The sequence below is a fragment of the Candidatus Limimorpha sp. genome, from assembly GCF_056203535.1.
The window spans coordinates 87,483-110,455 of sequence record NZ_JBADWU010000081.1 but is presented as its reverse complement, the minus strand read 5'-3'; the positions used below and the strand labels follow the sequence as shown (position 1 = coordinate 110,455).

Here is a 22,973-nt window from a genome sequence, read left to right as displayed (position 1 = left end):
GCCCTTGCCAAGGTCGAAATACAGGATGCTGATGGAGTACACTTTCTTCACTTGGTCGTACTTGTTTCCCTTGTGGATGTGCTCGGTGATGGCATTGGCGACTCCATAAAGGATACGCTCCAGATAATACACCTCGCGCGTTTGCTGTATCTCGACGAGGATGATTTCGCCCTTGCTGTTCCGTGCCTTGATGTCGACGCGGTTATACTTGTCGTCAGGATCGGACTGGTTGCTTTCGCTTTCCAATATCTCCACGATTTTCGTTTCGTCGTTGAGCAAAACCGTAATCAGCCCTTCAAGGATGCTGAAGTTTGCCTTGTCGCGGAGGATTTTCTTTGCCGCCCAATCGAAGCGGATGTACTTGTCGTATGCCATAGTTCTTGAATTTGGCTGCAAATATAACAATAATTGTGAAAATGGCAATAGACCGCATTTTCACCTAAGTAACAATAAAATAATAAGTTGAGACAATTCTAACACATATCAATATCGTTTTTATAAACACGAATTTCCAAGAATTATACATGAATCTCCATAAATTAAACTGATATATAGGCGATTGTAATTAGCGTTTAGCGAAGCAAAAAAAAGCTATTACCGTTACAGGTTGTTTTTTAATTCTCACTAAAAAACAAATAGGGTAAATTTTGCCACAAAAAAATTTCACCACAAGTGACTAATGTAAGCGGAAAAAAAGTCTAACCATAATAGAAAGACCTAATAATTGGCTTATGAAAGACATTAACATTGGAGAAGACATCCGTAAGGAACTGAAACGGCAGGGATGCAGCGTCGTCTGGTTTGCCGATGCCATTCACAGTGATCGCAGCAACACTTACAAAATGCTAAAAAAGCGAAGCATCGACTTAGCATTGCTCATGCAGATTTCCGAACTGCTACAGCACGATTTCCTGAAGGATTGTTCGGAAAAGTTGGAGATTTACAATCCTGACGTGGTAAATAATGCCACAAAAAAACAAGTGAAATATGCCATCTCAGATAATCGTTGATTTGATTGTAAAGTCTAATTTTGCAGTTTCTTTTTCATTCGAAATAATAATAAGATGAATAGACATAGGATACTACACCGTTTTTCCCTGCTATGGGCCTTGTGGCTTTGCACGGCTTCGGGCTGGACACAGTCGCCCTCAACGCTGGGCAGGGATTTTTGGGTCTCGTTTATGAACAGCTATGATGAAGGTTATGGGATAGAGACGAAACTGATTATAACCGGGTCAGATAATTGTTCGGGAACGGTGACAAACCCGAGGACAGGCTGGAGCACGAACTTCACGGTGACGGCCGGCAGCATCACAAGGGTGAACATACCTTTGGCCCAGGCCTACACGACAAGGTCGGGGGAGGCGGTGAACACAGGACTTCATGTGACCGCTACCGACACCATCTCGCTGTATGCTTCCAACTTCACCACCTGTTCGTTCGATGTCACCAACGTGTTGCCAACGACTGCCTTGCGCGACGAGTATGTCTTGCAGACCTACGAAGGTGCCCTCATCAACTGTGAGGCACTGATTGTGGCGACCCAGAATGGCACCACCGTTGACATTACTCCAAAATGCGCCACTGCTCACGGGCAACAGGCCAACCAGCAGTTCAGCGTGACTTTGGATGCGGGACAATGCTATCAGATTGCCTCGGTGAGAGGTGGCGACCTCTCCGGCTCGCAAGTGAAGGCCCGCAACGGACGCAAGATTGCTGTTTTCAGCGGCAATGTCTGCGAATACATTCCCGAAGGTTATTTGGCTTGCGACCACCTCGTGGAACAGGACTGGCCGGTGGCCTATTGGGGCAAGCAGTTCATCGTGACCACATCCAGTATGCGCAGCAAGGATATCGTAAGAGTAACGGCTTCGGCCAACAACTGCCAAGTGAAGAAAAACGGGACCACCTTGGCTACCATCAACGCTGGACAGACCTACCAGTTCGAGCTGAACTCCACGGAAGACGCCGTCTTCATAGAGACCACACAGCCGGCCTGCACCTATATTTATTTCACGGGGGCGGGTTATGGCGGTTCCAACGGCGACCCATCAATGGTGATAGTCAGTCCTGTCGAGCAGCAGATACACGAAACCACTTTCGGCACCTTCTCGTCAGGCACTTCGCGCTACCATTTCGTGAATGTGGTGACGCAGACCCAGCATGTGATTGGAATGCGTCTGGACGGTGCAGACATCTCCGACCAGTTTCAAGTGCTGACGGCCAAGCCCGAATACGCCTACGCCAAGATTCAGGTTTCGGACAATGCGCACCAGCTGAGTAACCGCAAGGGCGGTTTCGTGGCACATGTGTATGGCTTGGGTTTCTGTGAGAGTTATGCCTACTCGGTAGGCTCCAACGTGGCCGACCTCAATGCTGCTATCGAGGTGAACGACATACCCAACTACATGCTTCCAAATGGAACCTATGTCTGCAAGGACGACAACATAAAATTCAGCGTGACGGCCAACTACAACTATTCTTCCGTGAACTGGCATTTCGGCGACGGTGCCACGGCCAACGGCACCCCTGTCTATCACACCTACGGCGTTGCAGGCGACTGGTTAGCCTACGCCGTGCTCACTCGTTCGGGTAATGTCAAAGATACTTTACGCACCATGGTACATACTACCAGGTTTGATGAAATAGAGCTGAGAGACGACGTATGCGAGGGCAATGCCTACACTGGCAATGGCTTCTCAATAAGTGCACAACGCATTGCCGATAGTCTTGCCGCCTACCCTGGCCTGAACACTTTCCGCTTTGATACCATTATTGCAGGTTCTGGCAACTGCGAACAACGCAAGGTGCTTGACCTGACCGTACACGAGGCCTTGCAGCTCGATGCCATCAACGGCGACCTTACGCCCTGCACCCTTGAGCCTATTACCTATAGCCTTGCCCATGTGCAACAGGGAACGCAATACCATTGGGACGTGCCAAGCGGCGTGACGGTGATAGGAGGCGAGCAAAGTGCTTCGCTGGCAGTGAGCTTCACCACCACCACGCCAGTCACCTTGACCCTGCATGGCACCAACGACTGCGGCACCGGCACGCTGCCCATAACCGTGACACCCCAACCCACCTACCATTTCCTTTTCAGCGACAGCCTTTGCAGCGGCAACACCTACGATGCCTATGGCTTCCATTTGCCAAGACAGGACAGCTTGGGTCTGTTCACTTTCACCAACAGCTACACCACGGCTTCGGGCTGCGACAGCATTAGAGTGCTGCAGCTGCTTGTGACGGGCACGCCCACCCTCACCACGCAGGCCGAACCCACCGTGATTTGCGATGGCGGCTCCACCACCATACATGCCTTGGGTGATAATGCCTCTTTTACACAAGTTGGAGTGGCCATTGGCGACATTGTTTGCACCGACGGCAGCATTGTGAAGCGTACGGATTGGCCTTGTGGCAAGACCGCCAAAGGCGTCGTGTTCTATGTTGACGATACGGGACAGCATGGCTGGATGATACACCTAGAGATCCAAGCTACTGGTTCAAGATGGAGTACTGAATGTGTTGACATCCCTATGCTCCCTAATTTCAGTACTGACCGTGAGGCCATTAAGGACTTTGATGGGTTCGGTAACACTCAGGCGATACGCAATTTTGGCAATTCATCTACATATCCGGTAGCTTACGCTGTCGATTTTGTCAACGGATGGTATTTGCCGGCAATCGGGCAACTAAACGTCCTTTATGGAAATTTGGTTGAAGTAAATGCAGGGCTTGCTGCTGTAGGAGGCACACTTTTTGACATGAATACCATGTGGGTATATTATTCTTCATCGGAATGTAATGCTAATACTTATTGGGATTTTTTTGATAGTGGTATGGTAAATAATGGATATTATAAGACTAATAATCATACTAATCTTTCTCATTTTAAAGTTCGAAGTGTGTCCGATTTTTAAATTTAACAATTAGTTTGAAGTTATAAATGAGTAATTTCGAGCATATAGTTTATCAATGGAATGATGGTGATGAAAAAAGTTATAAAGAGGAGAGATGCAGTCGGTGCTTCCAAGAAGGGGATGAAAATAATAGTAAAACTATGAAAATAAAATATTTACTCATATTGTTTTTGATGGGATTTGTGGCAGATTCTGTTTTGGCACAGAACTATAAGATAGGCGATGTCATTACCAACGATGATGGTAGCCGTGGCGTAGTGTTTTATGTCAAACCCGATGGCAGTGGAGGATGGATGGTGGCGCTTACCGATGCTTCCACAAGCTGTCGTTGGGGAACTTCCGGCGATATTCCGACCCTTTCAAATTGGTATCCTTCTGGTCATGAAGACCCGATGATGCTAAACCAAATTGATGGTTATGGCAATACCCAAAAAATAAGGGCTTACCAGAATAACAATCCATCGTATGCCGCCGGCAAAGTGGATTTTGCACATGGATGGTATCTGCCTGCGATTGGGCAATTGCGTATACTTTATGCTAATCTTGGCTTGATTGAAGATGTCATAGAATCTGCTGGAGGCACTACTTTGGAAGGCGTAAATGGCTTTTATTGGAGCAGTACTGAAAATGATGCATCTCGCGCAAGTAACATTCGTTTTTGGGAAGGATTGAGTTATGAAATTACAAAGACAAGTAATTATATGGTTCGCGCCATTCACGATTTCGAAAATAGTCCACCCGTAGTGTACGACACCACGCTCTACTATTACTGGAACACGGGGGCAACCACACCATATATTAATGTGTCGCCTACGCAAACCACCACTTACACCGTAACCGCCGTCACGGAGTTCGGCTGTTCGGCCACGGCGGAACAAACCGTGTATGTCAACCCTTCGGGCACCGAGCATGTCTATGATACCGTGTGTGCCGGCTATGCCTACGAAGGCTATGGCTTTGCCCTTACGCCGCAACAGACCCAAACCCAAGGCGAAGCCACTTTCACGCGAGAGATAGGTAATGGCGAATGTGAGGCTACGCTCACCCTGCACCTTTATAAGAGAGGGTCTGTCACGGGACCAAGCATCAATGGCTCAACCTGCGAGAATGATGCGTTTTATTACAACGGCTATGCCTATTCCGTGGCGGGTACTTACCATCAGTACTACACTGCCGCTTCGGGCTGCGACAGCATCGTCACCATCAACTTGAGTGTGCTGCCGGTGAGTAGCCGAACCATTGAACGAGAGACCTGCAACAGCCTCATCTGGAATGGCGAAACCTACACCGAAAGCGGCACATACGAACAGACCTTGCAGAACCAGCACGGCTGCGACAGCGTGGTTACGATGTATCTTATCGTCAACCACGACATTACGCATATTATCAATGACACCACCTGTGGCACCTACACTTGGAACGGTCACGTCTATACCGAGTCGGGGCAATACACCGAGACTTTCGAGGCCTCAACCGGTTGCGACAGTATCGTCACGCTGAACCTTACCGTCAATGGCGTGTTGGAAAGCGAATGGGAACATCAAGCGTGCGAGGCGTTCACATGGAACGGCACGGAATACACCGCCACGGGCGACTACACCCAGACCTTCGAGAGCGTCCACGGCTGCGACAGCATCGTGACGCTACACCTGACCGTCAACGACATCTTCACCGACGAATGGGCGCAGGAGTCGTGCGGTTCCTACGTGTGGAACGGCACGGAATACACCGCCACGGGCGACTATGAGCAGACCTTCGAGAGCGTCCACGGCTGCGACAGCATCGTCACCCTGCACCTGACCGTCAACGACATCTTCACCGACGAATGGACGCAGGAGTCGTGCGGTTCCTACGTGTGGAACGGCACGGAATACACCGCCACGGGCGACTACACCCAGACCTTCGAGAGCGTCCACGGCTGCGACAGCATCGTCACCCTGCATCTGACCATCAACGACGTGCTGACGAGCGAATGGGAGCACCAGGCCTGCGACAGCTTCGAGTGGAACGGCACGGAATACACCGCCACAGGCGACTACGAGCAGACCTTCGAGAGCGTCCAGGGCTGCGACAGCATCGTCACCCTCCACCTGACCGTCAACGACGTGCTGACGAGCGAATGGGAGCACCAGGCCTGCGACAGCTTCGTGTGGAACGGCACGGAATACACCGCCACGGGCGACTATGAGCAGACCTTCGAGAGCGTCCAGGGCTGCGACAGCATAGTAACGCTGCACCTGACCATCAACGACGTGCTGACGAGCGAATGGGAGCACCAGGCCTGCGACAGCTTCGTTTGGAACGGCACGGAATACACCGCCACAGGCGACTACGAGCAGACCTTCGAGAGCGTCCACGGCTGCGACAGCATCGTCACCCTGCATCTGACCGTCAACGACGTGCTGACGAGCGAATGGGAGCACCAGGCCTGCGACAGCTTCGAGTGGAACGGCACGGAATACACCGCCACGGGCGACTATGAGCAGACCTTCGAGAGCGTCCAGGGCTGCGACAGCATCGTCACCCTACATTTTGAACTCGTCGATGCCTACGAGGTTTATATAGATACCGTGCATTGTGGTGCCTACTGGTTCGATGGGCATGAAATAGAGACATCGGGGTATTATGAAGGACAGTTTGTCTCGTCCGATGGTTGCGACAGTACGGTTTATCTTCAGCTTACGGTGGAGCGTTTCCCCGATACACCTATCATGGAAGGTCAGGAGAATGTGTTTGTGGCGACGGACTTGATGACGGGCATCTATCACTATGAAGCCGCCTCGGTGCCTGATGCCACGCATTACGAATGGTTGTTGACCGGCGCCGACTGGCTGATGGACACCATAGGCACAAGCTGTACATTGATGGTGATTTATCCTGGAACAGCTATCTTAACCCTTCGGGCATGGAACGAATGTGGCTATTCAGAGGTGCAGAAGACCATCAACGCAGGCTATTTCGATGTCAGCGAACAGGAAGCCATTCATGTGAATGTGTATCCGAATCCTACAAGATACAAGACGGTCGTTGAGTCGGAGGGCATCATGCGCATCAGGATGTACTCCATGAAAGGACAACTGTTGCAGGAAATCAACGGGAACGGTGACGATAGAGTGGAGGTGAACCTGCGAGATTTCGCACCGGCTCCCTATCTGCTTGAAGTGATGACACGCAATGGCGTGGCCAATGTGAAGGTGAATGTGGTGAGGTAAATTGAGAATTAAAACGGCGTTTAGGCAATACAATTTTTAACTATACACAATATGTATAAAAAAACAGATTTTTCATGGACAAGAGATTAATGATGACTACCTTGCTGTTTTTCATCGCAGCATTTGGATTCGCTCAAGGCAATGGCTACCGCAGCGTGGTAATCACGCCGCCAAATGCTGTCATCCAGCCGGGCGAGACAGTTACTTTGATGGCTTCTGGAGCAACTTTTTACGAATGGTCGCCGGCTGCTGGATTGAGTAATACGACGGGGCCTGTTACAGTAGCTTCGCCAAGTGTTACGACCACATACACATGTACGGGTTATGGCCAAGGTCCGGAACTCGTTGTGAATGGCGACTTTGAGCAAGGAAATACGGGTTTTTCTTCGTCATACCAATATAACACCAGTCTTAATAGAGAGGGAACCTACTATGTCGATTCGGATGCGCATAGCCATCATTTAAACTTCACAGGTCATGGACATGGCGATTCCGGCAATTTCATGATTATTAATGGTGCGACCGTACCAGGTACAAATGTGTGGACGGAAACGGTTTCTGTACAGCCAAATACAAATTATGCTTTTTCTACATACGTTTGCACGGTTTGTGCTCACGATGAAGCCATTCTGCAATTCAGCATCAATGACCAGCAGATTGGCGATGTCTTTACCGCCCCAAACAGTTTGAATACCTGGATACAGTTTTATCAAATATGGAATAGCGGTAACTCGACATCTGCAACCATTACCATCTTGAATCAGAATACGATAGGTGGCGGAAATGACTTCGGACTTGATGACATTTCTTTCTGTGAACTGAATAGTGAGAGCGAAGCATATTGTACAGTTTCGTTAGGAGGAATGGCCGCGAGTAACGACAATGTTTCAACATGTAGCGAAAATGCAGTCGTCGTCGATTTCCTTGATAATGACTATGTTTTGGAAAACTGCAACAATTTGTCGTGTAGCATCATACAGCAGCCTTCACATGGTTCGGCAACCTACGCAAACAGCGTCATGCTTTATACACCTGACAATGGTTATGCCGGTTCGGATTCGTTCCGATACCGCATTACTTGCAACGGTCAATCAGCTGAAGCTACGGTAAATGTCACTGTTACGCCTCGGCCTCAACGGACTATCAACCAACATGCCTGCGAATCGTTTACATGGGCAGGCTATACGGGGCAGACCTATACAAATGATGGTACTTGGCAATATGTAAAGCCGAATCCGTCTGGCTGCGACAGTTTGATTGTCTTGAATCTGACGGTTCATCATTCAACAGAAGAAACATTGCCGCCAGTCGCTGAGTGCGATGAGTTCACCTGGCATGATGTAACCTATACCACTTCAGGACTGTATGATTATTCTACCACTAATGAGTGGGGCTGTACACTGCTTCAGCATTTGCCGCTGACGATTCATCATAGCGATACGGTTGAAACGTCCGTATCTGCCTGTGAAGAATATACTTGGCATGGCGTGACATACAATACGAGTGGTGACAGAACCTATATGACGACCAATGAGCATGGCTGCAATCGCCTTGAAATCCTGCACCTGACCATAAGCGATGCGTTCCGGCAAGTGCAATACGTTACGGAGTGTGACCTGTATTATTGGCCTCGCACGGGACAGACCTATACTCAAAACACGATTGACTCCATCACGGTTCCTGGTGGAACGGGAATGTGCGATAGTGTTTTTGTCTTGAATCTGACCCTCCATTTTGCCGATGACTTATATCTTGATCCAGTGTCAGCTTGTGAGAGTTATGAGTGGTATGGGAATACTTTCCTTGAGTCAGGCACTTATTCGCATGAAACGCTTAATGAATGGGGATGTGTGCGTACAGAGTATCTGCCACTTACAATCCACGGAAGCGAAGACATCACTTTGCCCGCAGTTACGGAATGCGATGAATACGTTTGGCATGGTCAGGTATATAGCCAAAGTGGAACATACTATTTCGATACGATAAACCAGTTCGGTTGCAATCTCCGCTACATACTCCCTTTGACCATAAATCACAGCTCGCAGAACGAGTTCAATGTAACAGCTTGCGAATCGTATGAATGGTATGGCAATGTTTATATTGAGCCAGGCATCTATTATCATGTCTTGGAAAACACGCAAGGTTGCGACAGCTTGTTAATCATGAATCTTGAAATAGGCGATGCTTTCACAATGGAAGAAACCCAAGTCAGTTGTGGAGAATATGAATGGCACGGCCAGACCTACAATGCCGATGGCGATTATTCCTATGTGGTGGAAAATCCTGATGGCTGTGACAGTACTTTTGTACTGCATCTTACGGTAGCTCCGACTTATTTCAAAGAGATTGAACATGAGGACTGTCATCCTTTTTCCTGGGGGTATGATACTTATACGGAGAGCGGCGACTATGAGCAATCGTTTCAAAGCCAGATGGGCTGTGACAGTACGGTGCTGCTCCATCTGACCATTATGGAGGCTGTTCATTATGAATTTGACCAGCAGACTTGCTCTCCGTTTGTTTGGAATGGAATGACCTATTCTGAAGATGGAGATTATGAACAGACTTTTGTAGCATATAACGGTTGCGACAGCATCGTGACGATGCATTTGCATTTCAACGAAGCCATGACAAGCGAATTCGAATATCAATCCTGTCAGGCGTATGACTGGTATGAGAACCATTGCGATCAGAATGGCGACTATTCCCATGTCTTTGAATCGGTTCAAGGTTGCGACAGCATCGTCACCATGCATTTTCGGCTTGCAGAGCAATTTGAACATGAGTTTGATTCCATAGCTTGCGATCCTTTTGAGTGGCATCAACATACTTGCCTCGATGGCATGACTTATTCGGTGACTTTGGGCAGTTCACAAGGTTGCGATAGTGTTGTGACAATGCATACCCATATTTTAGAAACCATAACCGAAAATGCTTTCCGTACGGTTTGCGATTCTGTGGAATGGAATGGGGTAGTCTATTATGACGATTTCATTGGCTATGGCGACACGTTGTTTTCGCAGCAGGGTTGTGACAGCATTATCTACAAATATCATTATACGGTGAATAATGCGCAGAATGCATATCTGATAAAAGGTGAAAGCCAAGTATATGCGGCATCGGATTTAATTTCCGGATTATATCGTTACCATATCGATTCTTACGACATTTTGAGCTTCCATTCGTGGGAACTCTCGAACCCTGACTGGCATATTGTCGAAACATACGAAAACGGATGTCTCCTGTTTGTCGGTGCTCCGGGAACAGCCGAACTGACCGTATCATTCAATTCCTTGTCGTGTGGCGAGACAACCCGGACTCTGCGTATAAATGCAGGTTATTTCGGCGTAAATGAAAACCGCGTGGAAGTGAAAGTTTTTCCGAATCCTACAAATGGCCATCTGACCGTTGAGGCGGAAGGAATCGAGGAAATTAAGGTAGTGGGAATTTTAGGACAAATTCTTATGACCGAAAACTATGGCAAGGAAAACAGTGTGTCGCTTAACCTGTCGGAATTAAAGCCAGCTTTATATCTAATCGAAATCAGGACGGGAAAAGGAAAGGCCGTGAAACTGGTGTCAGTGGATAGATAAAGTGATTATTATTGCAAGAACAACCTTATAATTGTATGAAAAACAAGATAGTAAGTTTTATTTTGTCGGCAGTGTCCATTGCTTTCGTTTCGTGTACGAAGAATGATGCCACGACAATCGTTCCCATTGGAACGGAGTCTTATATCAATGACATTTTCAGTGTAATCCCCGACTCTACCCTACATGCTTTTGAGTCGGGTTTTGGAAGTGTGCCACAGGGCTATATTCCTGCCAATATCGATGGCAATTACACGATGGCACCGAAGCAACGAGTCGCTTCAAACGTGGCGGGATGGCCTCTGAATCCCATCGATCCTGAACCGAATGTGAGTCTTCGCTTTTCTGAACAGCATAACGGTGTGGTGCGTGTAGATTTGGCTGAGGCATCTGAGCAAACAACAGATACGGCATTTGTCATGGGAACTGATAATGCGTTTACGGTGTATTTTGTTGAAAACAAGAACTACGAAGTGCCATTCGCGGGGACTACTTTTCATGTCAGCATGAAGCGAGGTGTCATCCTTAAAGGGAATGTAGAAGCCGAAGGCATCCGCAACCTGTATTTTGCGGTTGTCATTATGGAGGTCAATGACGACTCAGACGGACTTATTCCGCAGTTTGAGCCAGGCTCGTATTTCATTTATAAGGACGGTGACGGCATGGCTTCGCGCCTTGACTCGGAAGGAGGTGGAAGATGAAAAGTTTTTTTGCAATCATAGTGATGGCTTTCGTACTGCCAGGCTATTGCTTTTCGCAGATTGGCAACCGAAATACGGAGAGCGTTGCGATAGGCGTAAAGGGAGGCGTAGCTCTGCCTGGCATGTCCTATTTCGATAAATACTTGTCAGAACTGGAACAGGATGCTTTCTTTGCTCCAGTTGGCGGCCTTTTCGTCAGTGTTCCGTTAGGTGATATTGTTTCCATTGCTCCGGAAATGATGTATGCGAACAGGGGGGTCAAGATGCACTACACGCATCTCTCAAATGCAACGGTTCACTATTCCATCGCATCGAAATATGTCGATTTACGCATTCCCGTACAAGCGCGGCTGCAGGTGTCCGAATTGTTCCAGCCATACGCCTTTGCAGGTGCAGAGGCTGGCTATCTGCTTGGCGGACAAATCCACATCAGCCGTTCCATCCCCATCGTTATGGATGAGACCATCGACATTGGCAAGGCAAACATGGCACCATATCATGCTGGTGCGTATGCGGGTTTAGGCATCAGAAGCGACATCAACTTTGGTTCACTTACCTTGAGTGTTCGGCTTGAAGCCAGCTACCATCATGGTTTTGTTGATTCGTATTCCGAAATGGAACATGCCGAGACCGCAGCACCAGTCAATATAAATGCCTACAATAGTACGGGAAAGCGAATGCCAAAAGGCTGGGAAATATGTCTTGGCTTAGGCATACCGCTTCACTTTGACAATTCGGATGATGCTTGTTCCACCTTTCCCGACAGATACCGTCCAAAGCATCGCAAAGGTGTACATTACGGGTTCTAAATGCTTCGACATCGTCACACCCTTGAAGAAGGGTATCAGCAGACTGATTTACAGCTCGTTGAGATTGTCGAAATGAGTGAATTAAAATGTAGTTTATTTCTGACTGCTTACTTAGTGAGATTTAAAAAACAACCAGTAACGATGACAGCTGCTTTTTTGCTTTGCCAAACACAAAATCGAAGATTACCTCACTGCGTATCGGTGAAATGCTTTGCATTCGACGTAGTCAATTATCGTAAATGAATCATAGATTATGAAAAAGTATAATTAGATGTATATCAATTGATTCACATTTATTTATGGATAATCTGGTGGCATGTAGAGATGCACGTCCGTGCGTCTCTACGTTCCATAAAATCCGGCCAAGACACCAATATGGCCAATTCATATTGCCTGAAAACCCTGCTGTGGTAAAAATTGCCACAAAAAAAATTTGCCTCAAGTGACTAATGTAAGCGGGAAAAAAGTCTAACCATAATAGAAAGACCTAATAATTGGCTTATGAAAGACATTAACATTGGAGAAGACATCCGTAAGGAACTGAAACGGCAGGGACTAATACAGTATAAAATGGGTGAATTAAGGGTGAAAAATGAAAAAATGGATTTTTTTTATTTTATTTCATTTTTTTTTCTTTCTTTGCACCGTTATATAATAACTTTTGATTGAAAGATTAAAATTTGCATGGAGTTTCTGCCTGAAAATGATGAAAATGAATAGATTATAAAGTCAAACAATATCAACATAATAATTAAAATGTCATGAAAAGATTTTTACTGTTAATCATTGCATGTTGCTGTTTTTTCAGTGTCCATGCAGCCTATCTGAAAGATGTCCCAAAGACATTGACCCAACCGGACGGCACAATATTGCATTGTTTCGCCTCTGGTGATGAATTCTTCAACTACCTGCATGATGCAGATGGTTACACCATCATGCAACATCCCCTGACAGGTTTTTACGTTTATGCCGACAAGCAAAACGGTCAATTGGTCGCCACTGATTTCGTGGCTGGCAGCGTTAATCCTGCAAGCAAGAACCTGCGGCCTCACAACCTCATTTCTCCACAGGAATGGCAGGCAAGAAGAAATGCCTGGCATGAGAACGACAGGCATGTTTCAAACCGTAGCAATCCCAATCACGGAACGCTGAACAATATTTCCATCTTTATCCGGTTCTCCGACGATGGAGAATTTGTCAACTCTTATTCTTCCATCGACAACATGTTCAATGACGTATCTGAGAATGGCATTTCTATGAGAAACTATTTCAGGTCGGCTTCGTATGGTTCCATAGAGATTCCCACCTATTTCTATCCCGGACATTCGGGCGAAACCATCATCTCTTACCAAGACAATCATCCGCGTAGTTATTTCCAGCCTTACAATGCCGTTACAAACACCAATGGCTATCAAACGGAAGACCAGAGGGCGGAGCGTGAATTCAGCCTGCTTGAGCGTGCGGTGAATTACATTAACGCCAACTATCCCATCCCTTCGAACCTGAATATTGACTACGACAACGACGGTTACGTCGACAATGTATGCTTCATCGTGCGTGGCGATGTCGGCGAGTGGAGCTCGCTGCTGTGGCCTCATAAATGGGCACTTCAAGACAGATATGTTTACATTAATGGAAAAAGAGTCTGGACTTTCAATTTCCAGCTTGCTGACGCATCGGGCTATTTCAACACCTCAACGATGTGTCACGAGATGAACCACTCCTTAAGTGCTCCCGACCTGTACCATTATAATTATGGCACCAATCTCTCTCCCGCTGGAATTTGGGATTTGATGGAAAACGACACCTGGCCTCCCCAGCATTGCGGTGCCTACATGAAGATGAAGTATGGCCACTGGATTGACGAAATCCCTGAAATCACAGAAGGCGGAGTCTATACCTTGAATCCCATCAGTTCGCCTACGCCAGACAATGTGGCCTACAAAATTGCGACAGAAGACCCATACCAGTTCTATGTGGTGGAATACAGAGACAACACTTCGCTGTTTGAGTCGGGGCTTCCGGGGTCAGGACTTCTCGTTTACCGCATCGATACCCGTTTTGAGGGGAATGCCGGTTATGATCCGAGCAGCGGCATATATGATGAAGTCTATATATTCAGGCCTGGAGGATCGACCACCCAGAATGGGAATCTTTCGACGGCATTCTTCAGTGCCAATGTGGGCAGAACGGAATTCAACGCAACCACAAGCGCTTATCCGTTTTTCACCAACGGAACGGTTGACAACAACTTTGGTATCTACAATATCACTCAAGCGGGAAACACCATTTCCTTCTCATACGGCAGTGTTGCCGATTGTGATCCTCCAACCAATCTGATGGCCTCTGTCGAAAACAATGATGTGGTTTTGTCGTGGACTGCGGCCGTTGGCGCCGTGTCGTATAATGTTTACAGAAACGGCAGTCTTATTGGCAACACGACTGAGACATCCTATTTAGATGGCAGCCCCGTGTTTGGGACACAGAATTATTATGTGAAAAGTATGGACAGCAATGGCTTCTTGTCATCCGCCTCAGAATCGGTCGAAGTAAACTACGAACCAGAAGGTACTGTCTTCATTGGTGATGGAGGCACTGCCACCAATGTATATCTGCCGAGTTATTCATACTATTGCTACACGCTTTCCCAGCAAATCTACACAGCGGAAGAAATAGGCACGCAAGGGAATATCCGAAGCATCTCTTTCTATAATGAAGGAGCCGAGAAGACCCGCATTTATGACATTTATCTCGTTGCGACCGACAAAACGGCCTTCCAAAATAATACAGACTGGATTCCCGTGACAGCATCGGATTTGGTGTTCAGCGGTGATGTGCTGATGGCCCAAGGGTGGAATACCATTACACTTGATGTCCCGTTTGGTTACATGGGAGATTCCAATTTGGCCCTTATCGTGGATGACAACACGGGAAGTTATACAGGTGCCCCCCACATGGCCTGCCGCGTTTTTGAAACCGATGAAGTGCAAGCCATGCGTGTTTACGATGACGACCCCAATTTCGACCCTTATAACCCTTCCGGCTACTCAGGAACTCTGTATTCGCAGAAGAATCAAATAGTGCTGATTGTTGACCGGGTTTCTTCAACTCCAGTTGTCATTCCCGAAACATTCCAACTGGGCTACCGCCCTAACGAGGCATGGGTGCGTCCTTTTACATTCCAAATCTACAATCCGGGTGGTTACTGCGTCATTAACAGCATAGCAACGGACAACGACTATTTCCAGCTTGAGGAAGTGGATTTTCCAATCGTTCTTGGCTATCATGCGAGCCGTGAACTCAATTTGACGACTGGCAACAGTGATGGCGAAACGGATGGACACCTTATTATTAATTATGGAGACAACGAGGTAATTCAAGTTGACCTGTCAGCCTTTGCTTACGACCCTGTTGAACCTGACGTTTGGGAAATGGCTCGTGTTGTCGATGATCCGACTGATTACAGAGACACTCCGACAACCGCCATGCTGAACAACGACTATTTTCTGCCTCCAACCGGTGTTTCGGAAGGTAACGATGCAGTCTACAAAGTCACATTCGACCATGATGTCCTGCTCAATGGTACTGTCACCAAGCCTAACACCGACGAACCAGCTGAAAACGGCAAGTTGGTTGTCTACAGAGATGGCTTTGAAGGCGTTGGTGGCCCAGACTTTGAAAACTACTATGGCTCGGCTATTATTGGCGAATCCTTGGAACTGACTGCCTATCCTGATGGCTCCAATACCACAGGTTATCTTCCGATGTACGGTTTCTATGCCGATGCCTACACCCGTTCACAGTATGTGATTCCGGCTGCCGAAATTACCGCTATGGCAGGACGCACAATTAACAGTTTGACTTACTATACCGCTTCGACACCTAATCAGTGGCAGTCGAATTTCCAAGTCTATCTGACAGAGGTGAATTTCACCACCATGAGCAGTTTCGTCGACCCTGCTGCGGCCACTACTGTCTACATCGGCCAGCTCACTGTCGCTGACGGCATGATGACTGTTACATTCACCACGCCTTACCAATACAATGGTGGCAATCTGCTCATTGGCATGGACTGTATCGAAAGTGGCAACAACTACTCAAGCTGCAACTTCCAGGCTGTTCCGATGACTGGCGCAGGCATGTACGCTTACACCTACGACGCTCCTACATTTACTTCAGGAAATACCGTGAGCTACATTCCAACAACCACATTCTATTGTGCCCCAAGCTATGATCCGGAACACCTTATCAGCGACATGACCATAGCTTCCGGAACTTACTATATTGCCGCTTCATCAACGGAAACCGAATGGGATGTAGTGCTCAATACCAGCGAATTGTCATGTCCGGAAGTTGCTTTCTTCCCAACCCCATCCGATTATGATACGGATGTGACACCTACAGCCGTTCAACTGAAGTGGAGATTGGGAGAAAGGACAACTGAATACCAACTCCTGTTAGGTACGGATTATGAGAATCTGAATGTTATTGTTGACTGGACCAGAGACCTCGCTGAAACCTATACCCTTACAGGCCTGCCAAATAACGCGAACTGTTTCTGGCAAATTGTTGAACGCAACGATGGCTGCTTCGAAGGTGTTGAAGGTCCTGTTTGGGGATTCACCACCCTGCTCAATGGCCCGCAGGATTTGTATGCTTGGGAATCTTATTTGTACGAAGGCGACGACCTGACATTGGAATGGACGCCGCTTGCCGATACCAACATCCTTTCCTATAACATCTATCAGGACAATGTGCCGGTTGGCAACACGACGGATTCTTATTATACGGTTAGCGGCCTTGCCTATAACATGGACGGCTACAATTTTCAGGTCGCTGCCGTTTATGCAGGAGGCGAATCCAATCCTTCCAACGGAGTTGGCGTGTGGGTTTCCGGTAACGGTGCCGTTGAAGGCCATGTGTATGAAGTTGACGGAATCACTGGAATAGCAAATGCCACAGTCACTTTCTCCGGTAGAGATGAGTTTGGCTATTCCAGAAGCATTTCTTTCACTACTGATGCCAATGGCTATTATGCAGGCACCCTTCTGGCTGGAAACTATTCTGCCAAAGCTACTTGTGGAGGGTACCAAGAATCGCGTTACAACAACGTTGTCAATATTGCATATAACGAGATAACAGCAGGCGTCGACATTGTAATGGATGAGGTTTTCTACCCTGTTTCTGAAGTCGTGGCAGAATACTATCCCGATGCCGCTGACCCGAACAGCCCCTATGTGAAAGTGTATTGGAGCATGAAGAGTAATTGGCTGTATTACGATGATGGCATATATCAATCTGGTATTGGCACAGGCGGTGGCCAGTTCTATTGGGGTGTCATGTTCCCTGCTGGCAGTTATTCTGGCCATAGTGTGACCAAGGTAAGCATGTATGATTGTGAGGGTCACACGGGCAACATCATGATTTACCAGGGCGGCACTACAGCTCCTGCCACTTTGCTTTATACCCAGGCCTATAGTTGCACGGGCATTGGCGACTTCGTTGAATGGACGATGAACTCCCCCGTTGCCATTGACCCTTCTCAATCGCTCTGGATTGTGATGCACAACGATAATGGAAATTATCCAGCTTCTGGTTGCGCCAGCACTGGCGACCCCAACAGCCGTTGGATTAGTCTCGACGGTGTCACATGGGAAGACGTTGCCGGCTATGACCTTGATTACACATGGATGCTTCGTGCCATTGTTTCAAATAGAAGAGGAGAAACCACAACGCTTACCCAGCCGGCTTCAGTCAATCACACTATGCCTGCAGGCAATGTCGCTCTTTCGTCTGATCCTAATGCCATATCACATGATGTGGGAACCCCGACTCAGATTATCAGAAACAACCGTTCCTTCAACCACTATCGCGTCTATCGCACCAATGCCTACAACAATGGACCTTACACCGAAGACAACACAGTGATTGTTGCCGACAATGTGGCTGACACCTTGTTAATTGATCTTGCATGGGCAGATGTTGAAGCGGGTGTCTACAAGTGGGGTGTGAGCCGTGTTTATGAAGGCAACCGTGGCGAACTCGTTGAATCACCTGTCACTTGGGCTAACGTCAATGTTCCTCAGGTCTATGACAGAGATGCTGCCAAGCTAGTTGCAGAACAGAATCATGCTGAAATTTCATGCAAGGAATATGTGAACGCAGAAGGAACAAGAGCTCCTTGGGATCTGATAGGTTCAATGAATGCTTACGAAGTCGCTCAATATGGTGTTGCTACCGATGGCAACAATATCTACACCTGCAACTGGGGCTATTCCAGTGCTACTTACAACTTCTGCAAGTACGACATGCAAGGCAACTTCATCGAAGGCTTCAACATCGCTGGCTGCGGCACCATTCGCGACCTCGACTATGATGGACAGTACTTCTATGGAGGTGATAATAGCTCAACGCTGTACTGCATGGACCTCGCCAACCATACTTTGGTGAGCACAATTTCTACTGGTTGTAGTGCTATCCGCCACTGCTCATACGACCCACAGAACGATGGCTTCTGGGTTGGTGGTTGGGACGACTTGATGCTCGTCAACCGTGGCGGTCAAGTTGTGACCACTGCTCCAGCTCCATCAAGTTGCGGCGGTACTGGTTACTACGAAGATGAAAACGGCAATGGTCACGTCTATCTCTGGTGCGAACCTCAGTCTGTCTATGACTACGACATCGCTGCCAACAGCATCAACTTCATCAACAACCTGACCAACGTTCCTGGCTGGGATGGCTCATCAACCGCAGGCGGCGCATTCGTTGGCGAATACAACGGCAAGATTGCCTTCTTCTGCAACATCCAGCAAAATCCTAACGTCATTGGTATCTACGAACTGAGAGAAGGTACAACAATCCAAGGACCACGCGAATCCCCAATTGTTTGGTCAAACTTCGTGGACAAGGACATGAACCTTGGCGAAGGTGCCGTTGACATCACTGTGTCGCTCAACAGCGGCGACAGCTCTGAAGGTGTTACAGTAAGTTTCACCAATCTTAATTCTGCCGAACAGCAATTGTATCCGATTGCTCCTGTCACTCTCGACGAAAGCGGTTACTATGCATGGGACAACTTCCGCAAGGGCGACTATACGCTTGAAATCGCCAATGGCGATACTTACGAACCAATCACCGAAACCGTCAGCATTTGGGATGCCACTTCCTTGAATTATGTGCTTTCAGAAATCAACTACGGCCTCAGCAATCTTTATGTCTCAAGAACGGGTTGGGCCATGTGGACAGACGAACAGCATGGCAATACGGTTCCATCGTTGGATGTGAGAGATGCTTTCTTCGTTGACTTTGAGGATAGCCGGATACCGGATGGTTGGACTACCATTGATGCTGATGGTGACGGTTACAACTGGAGACTTAACACCGAAATGAGCGGTCTCACAGGCGGTCACGACGGATCCATCAACTTCGTTTTTTCACAGAGCTACGATAATAACAACGGTGTTATCTATCCTGACAATTACTTTGTTTCACCACGATGCAAAATTGTTGATGGTTCTACCTTTAGTTTCTGGGCTTGTGCCCAGGATGCTTCGTATGGTGCCGAGCACTTCGGCGTTGCCATATCGACAACTGGCAACACCAGCGCAAGCGATTTCACCACCATTTTTGAACACACCATCACCTCAAAGGGCGGCCGTCAAGGTGGCGAACGCGACATGCACGCTCAAAGCACTTGGAGACAATACGCTGTTGATTTGAGTGCATACGCCGGCCAGCAGGTCTATATAGCTATCCGTCACTTCAACTGCTACGACCAATTCTATCTCGACGTTGACGACATTCAACTTACCAATGGCGCAAAAGCTAACCGTCACTTCGACAACTATCAAGTGGAACTCTCCGACAGCGAAGACAATGTCATCTACCAAGGTGCAGTTTCTGATTGTTTCATGCAATTGCCTGTTGACGATCTCATCGACGGCCAGACTTATCACCTGAAAGTGGCTTCGGTGTATTCTTCGGGCCTCAGCGAATGGAGCGAGACGGATTGGGCTTACCAGTCGTGCGACAATTTCGAGGCTGTTGCCAATCTGAATATGGAAATGAACGAAGATGCCAATGTGATTAGCTGGGAGTACCCGACTGTGGCAGAAAGATCGTTTGTGAAAGGTGATTATCCGGCTTATGGATGCATGGTTTATAATGATGGCATTGCTGAGTATCAGGATGGATGGTTTAGCTTCGACCTCGATACTCCGGGTGCTTACAATTACATTAATACCGTTCCTTATGTTTTTGGCGGCGATTATTGCCCGCTTGACGGAAATGTCCATGCCACATACGATAATAACTGGTATGTAATAAATCCGGAAACAGGAGAAATTGTGAATCAAGGTTCATTGAATATATACGACTTCTACGACTGTGCATGGGATTACTCCTCTGGTATGATGTATGGTGTATATGGCAGTGATTTGTATATGTGGAATGTGGAGGACAATACCATTGTTAATATTGGGTCGATGGGTAGAACCATGATGGCACTTGCTTGTGACCTTGACGGTCAGCTTTGGGGAATAAGTCAGAGTGAAGGTGCTTTGTACAAAATAGATAAAACTACAGGTGCTACAACATTTGTCGGTTCGACAGGACAGTATTGCTATTACCTCCAATCAGCTGGCTTTGACCATTACACTGGCAAGTTGTATTGGACTGGTTGTGGCGATTCTGGCTTCTTTGCCGAGGTGGATACCGAAACGGGACAGGCAACGGTACTCGCTAATAATACGGGTGAGGTGTGTTCGTTCTGTGTGCCGTTTGATGGAAGCGGCTATTTCTCGCCGGTCACTGGCGTTCTTGGTGCCCTGCTCTATCGCGACGGAGAGCTGTTAGGCTTTACAAGACAGACCAGTTATACCGATGCCATAGCTACAGGAAACCATGAATATGAACTCCGCGTAGTGTATGACGGTATGCGCCGTTGTCCGAATTATAATGCTTACTACGCCATGAGCTGTCCGCTGTCGGTTGGTGGAGCAAGCTATGAAGTGACCGTAACGGCCAATCCTGCCCAAGGTGGTTCTGTAACAGGTGCCGGTTCCTATGTCAACGGATTCCCATGTACAGTGGCTGCCACGGCAAACGAAGGCTACGCTTTCACCAATTGGAGCATGGATGGCGAGGAAATCGCGGGCACGCCGGAATATACTTTCCGCGTCAGAGACAATGTGAACATGGAAGCCAATTTCATTGGAATCACACCGCATTGGGAAGTGGTCGATAACCCGGAATACAATTCTCAGTCGCTGATTGGTGTCGTGAATGTCAATGGAATAGAGCTGACTGGAAACTATATGGAAGTCGCAGCCCTTTGTGGCGATGAATGCCGTGGCCGACAGATGCTCACCTATTATCCCGAACAGGACCGCTTTGTCGTGTGCATGACCATCTACGGACTTGAGGGCGACAACATCACATTTGACTTTTACGACCATGAACGTGGCGAAGAAACCGAGTTCGATTGCCTGTCTGCCTTGACTTTCAACTCAACTTCCGTAGTAGGCACGCTTGACGATCCATATATCATCAGGTTTGGAATCATTCAAACCACGGCCTTGCAAGCCGGCTGGAACTGGTATTCCACCATTGTGAAACAGGAAGGCAGCGAAGGTCTTGAAATGCTTGAGGCCAGTCTTGGAGCCGATGGCGTCATGATTAAGTCGCAAGACGATGGTTTCGATTACAATTACGGAAACCTGTGGATGGGCAACTTGAATTTCATTGCCAACGACCAGATGTACATGATTAATGCCAATGCACCCGTCGAAGCTGTGGTTTCGGGCATTAGCGCCAATGTTGACGACTATCCAATCACCATTTATTCAGGATGGTCTTGGATTGGTTATCCTCATGCCGTTGCCATGGACATCAATGAGGCCTTGGCGAATCTGAATGCCACCAACGGGGATGTCCTGAAAACCAAACACGCTTTCTCCACCTACATTGAAGGACAAGGCTGGTTCGGTACGCTGAATACGCTCGAACCTGCTATGGGCATGATGTACAATTCGAAGAGAGTCGGTACTACGACCTTCACCTATTCGGATGCTCTTTTCCGCGATGAACTTGTTCCAAATCTCACGGCAGAAAACAACCATTGGGTGTCTAACGATTTCAAATATCCCGACAATATGTCGGTGATGGCTGTGGTTGAACTGAATCAGATAGAGATTGCAGACGGCGATTATGAATTGGCAGTCTTCGCAAATGGCAGTTGCCTTGGAAGTTCTAAACTGATCTATGTGGAGCCGATAAACCGTTACATGGCATTCCTTACCATTACTGGTGAAGAGAATCAGGAAATGAACTTTGGACTGTATCATGCCGGAGCTGGCAAGGAATATCAGAGCGCTTCTGAAATGCTGACATTTGTTCCCAACGCCATTGTCGGCTGCATCGATGAGCCATATATTGTTCATTTCAATGGCTCGGCCGACCTCGTTGAAGGCTTTGCTTCTGCAAGGATTTATCCGAATCCTGTCGAAAGAGGTGCGCTGTTCAGCATTGACTTGTCAACCGACAAGGCTGAGAGCATCATGGTAGAAGTCATCAATGCCTTAGGTGAGACCGTTTCGGCTTTGCGTTCCAGCCAGACCCCGATTGTGGTAAAGGCTCCGAATGTTTCTGGTGTCTATACGGTCAGACTTGTCGTTGAAGGCAAGGGTGCATATAGCCAAAAACTTATTGTTAAGTAAGTGATTAAATAACAGGGACTGGCTTC

At 47.7% G+C, this 22,973-nt stretch carries 9 protein-coding genes; 8 read left to right on the top strand and 1 reads right to left on the bottom strand.

Annotated elements, in window-relative coordinates; translation table 11 throughout:
• On the bottom strand, positions 1-375 hold a 375-nt coding region (locus AC06MN_RS09650), incomplete at its 3' end, for a PD-(D/E)XK nuclease family transposase (protein ID WP_475672162.1).
• A 356-nt stretch (positions 376-731) separates the two neighbouring features.
• On the opposite strand from AC06MN_RS09650, the gene AC06MN_RS09645 reads away from it, so the two are divergent.
• The 8 genes from AC06MN_RS09645 (at position 732) to AC06MN_RS09610 (ending at position 22,947) form a co-directional block, all read left to right on the top strand.
• Positions 732-1,010 carry an XRE family transcriptional regulator gene (locus tag AC06MN_RS09645; protein ID WP_475672161.1) on the top strand — a complete coding sequence of 93 codons (279 nt, stop codon included), beginning with the start codon at positions 732-734 and terminating at the stop codon, positions 1,008-1,010.
• Between the two features lie 54 nt (positions 1,011-1,064).
• Positions 1,065-3,920 carry a hypothetical protein gene (locus tag AC06MN_RS09640; RefSeq protein ID WP_475672160.1) on the top strand — a complete coding sequence of 952 codons (2,856 nt, stop codon included), beginning with the start codon at positions 1,065-1,067 and terminating at the stop codon, positions 3,918-3,920.
• Positions 3,921-4,060: 140 nt separating this feature from the next.
• Positions 4,061-7,132, top strand: a complete 3,072-nt coding sequence (locus AC06MN_RS09635) for a T9SS type A sorting domain-containing protein (protein ID WP_475672159.1) — start codon at positions 4,061-4,063, stop codon at positions 7,130-7,132.
• A 74-nt stretch (positions 7,133-7,206) separates the two neighbouring features.
• Positions 7,207-10,725 carry a T9SS type A sorting domain-containing protein gene (locus AC06MN_RS09630; RefSeq protein ID WP_475672158.1) on the top strand — a complete coding sequence of 1,173 codons (3,519 nt, stop codon included), beginning with the start codon at positions 7,207-7,209 and terminating at the stop codon, positions 10,723-10,725.
• A 35-nt stretch (positions 10,726-10,760) separates the two neighbouring features.
• Positions 10,761-11,423, top strand: a complete 663-nt coding sequence (locus tag AC06MN_RS09625) for a hypothetical protein (protein ID WP_475672157.1) — start codon at positions 10,761-10,763, stop codon at positions 11,421-11,423.
• Complete coding sequence (locus AC06MN_RS09620; protein WP_475672156.1) at positions 11,420-12,232, top strand: porin family protein; 813 nt, start codon at positions 11,420-11,422, stop codon at positions 12,230-12,232. Before AC06MN_RS09625 ends, AC06MN_RS09620 begins: the two co-directional genes overlap by 4 nt.
• A gap of 501 nt (positions 12,233-12,733) precedes the next feature.
• Positions 12,734-12,901 (top strand): hypothetical protein, encoded by a 168-nt coding sequence (locus tag AC06MN_RS09615; protein ID WP_475672155.1) that lies wholly within the window; start codon positions 12,734-12,736, stop codon positions 12,899-12,901.
• A gap of 92 nt (positions 12,902-12,993) precedes the next feature.
• On the top strand, positions 12,994-22,947 hold the full coding sequence (locus AC06MN_RS09610; protein WP_475672154.1) for a M6 family metalloprotease domain-containing protein: 9,954 nt from the start codon (positions 12,994-12,996) through the stop codon (positions 22,945-22,947).
• Positions 22,948-22,973: the final 26 nt, after the last annotated feature.

Excerpts from the sequence above, each read along its gene's own strand:
- AC06MN_RS09625 (WP_475672157.1), top strand. The coding sequence starts at position 10,761 with ATGAAAAACAAGATAGTAAGTTTTATTTTGTCGGCAGTGTCCATTGCT.
- AC06MN_RS09645 (WP_475672161.1), top strand. The coding sequence starts at position 732 with ATGAAAGACATTAACATTGGAGAAGACATCCGTAAGGAACTGAAACGG.
- AC06MN_RS09630 (WP_475672158.1), top strand. The coding sequence starts at position 7,207 with ATGGACAAGAGATTAATGATGACTACCTTGCTGTTTTTCATCGCAGCA.
- AC06MN_RS09615 (WP_475672155.1), top strand. The coding sequence starts at position 12,734 with ATGAAAGACATTAACATTGGAGAAGACATCCGTAAGGAACTGAAACGG.
- AC06MN_RS09620 (WP_475672156.1), top strand. The coding sequence starts at position 11,420 with ATGAAAAGTTTTTTTGCAATCATAGTGATGGCTTTCGTACTGCCAGGC.
- AC06MN_RS09640 (WP_475672160.1), top strand. The coding sequence starts at position 1,065 with ATGAATAGACATAGGATACTACACCGTTTTTCCCTGCTATGGGCCTTG.
- AC06MN_RS09635 (WP_475672159.1), top strand. The coding sequence starts at position 4,061 with ATGAAAATAAAATATTTACTCATATTGTTTTTGATGGGATTTGTGGCA.
- AC06MN_RS09610 (WP_475672154.1), top strand. The coding sequence starts at position 12,994 with ATGAAAAGATTTTTACTGTTAATCATTGCATGTTGCTGTTTTTTCAGT.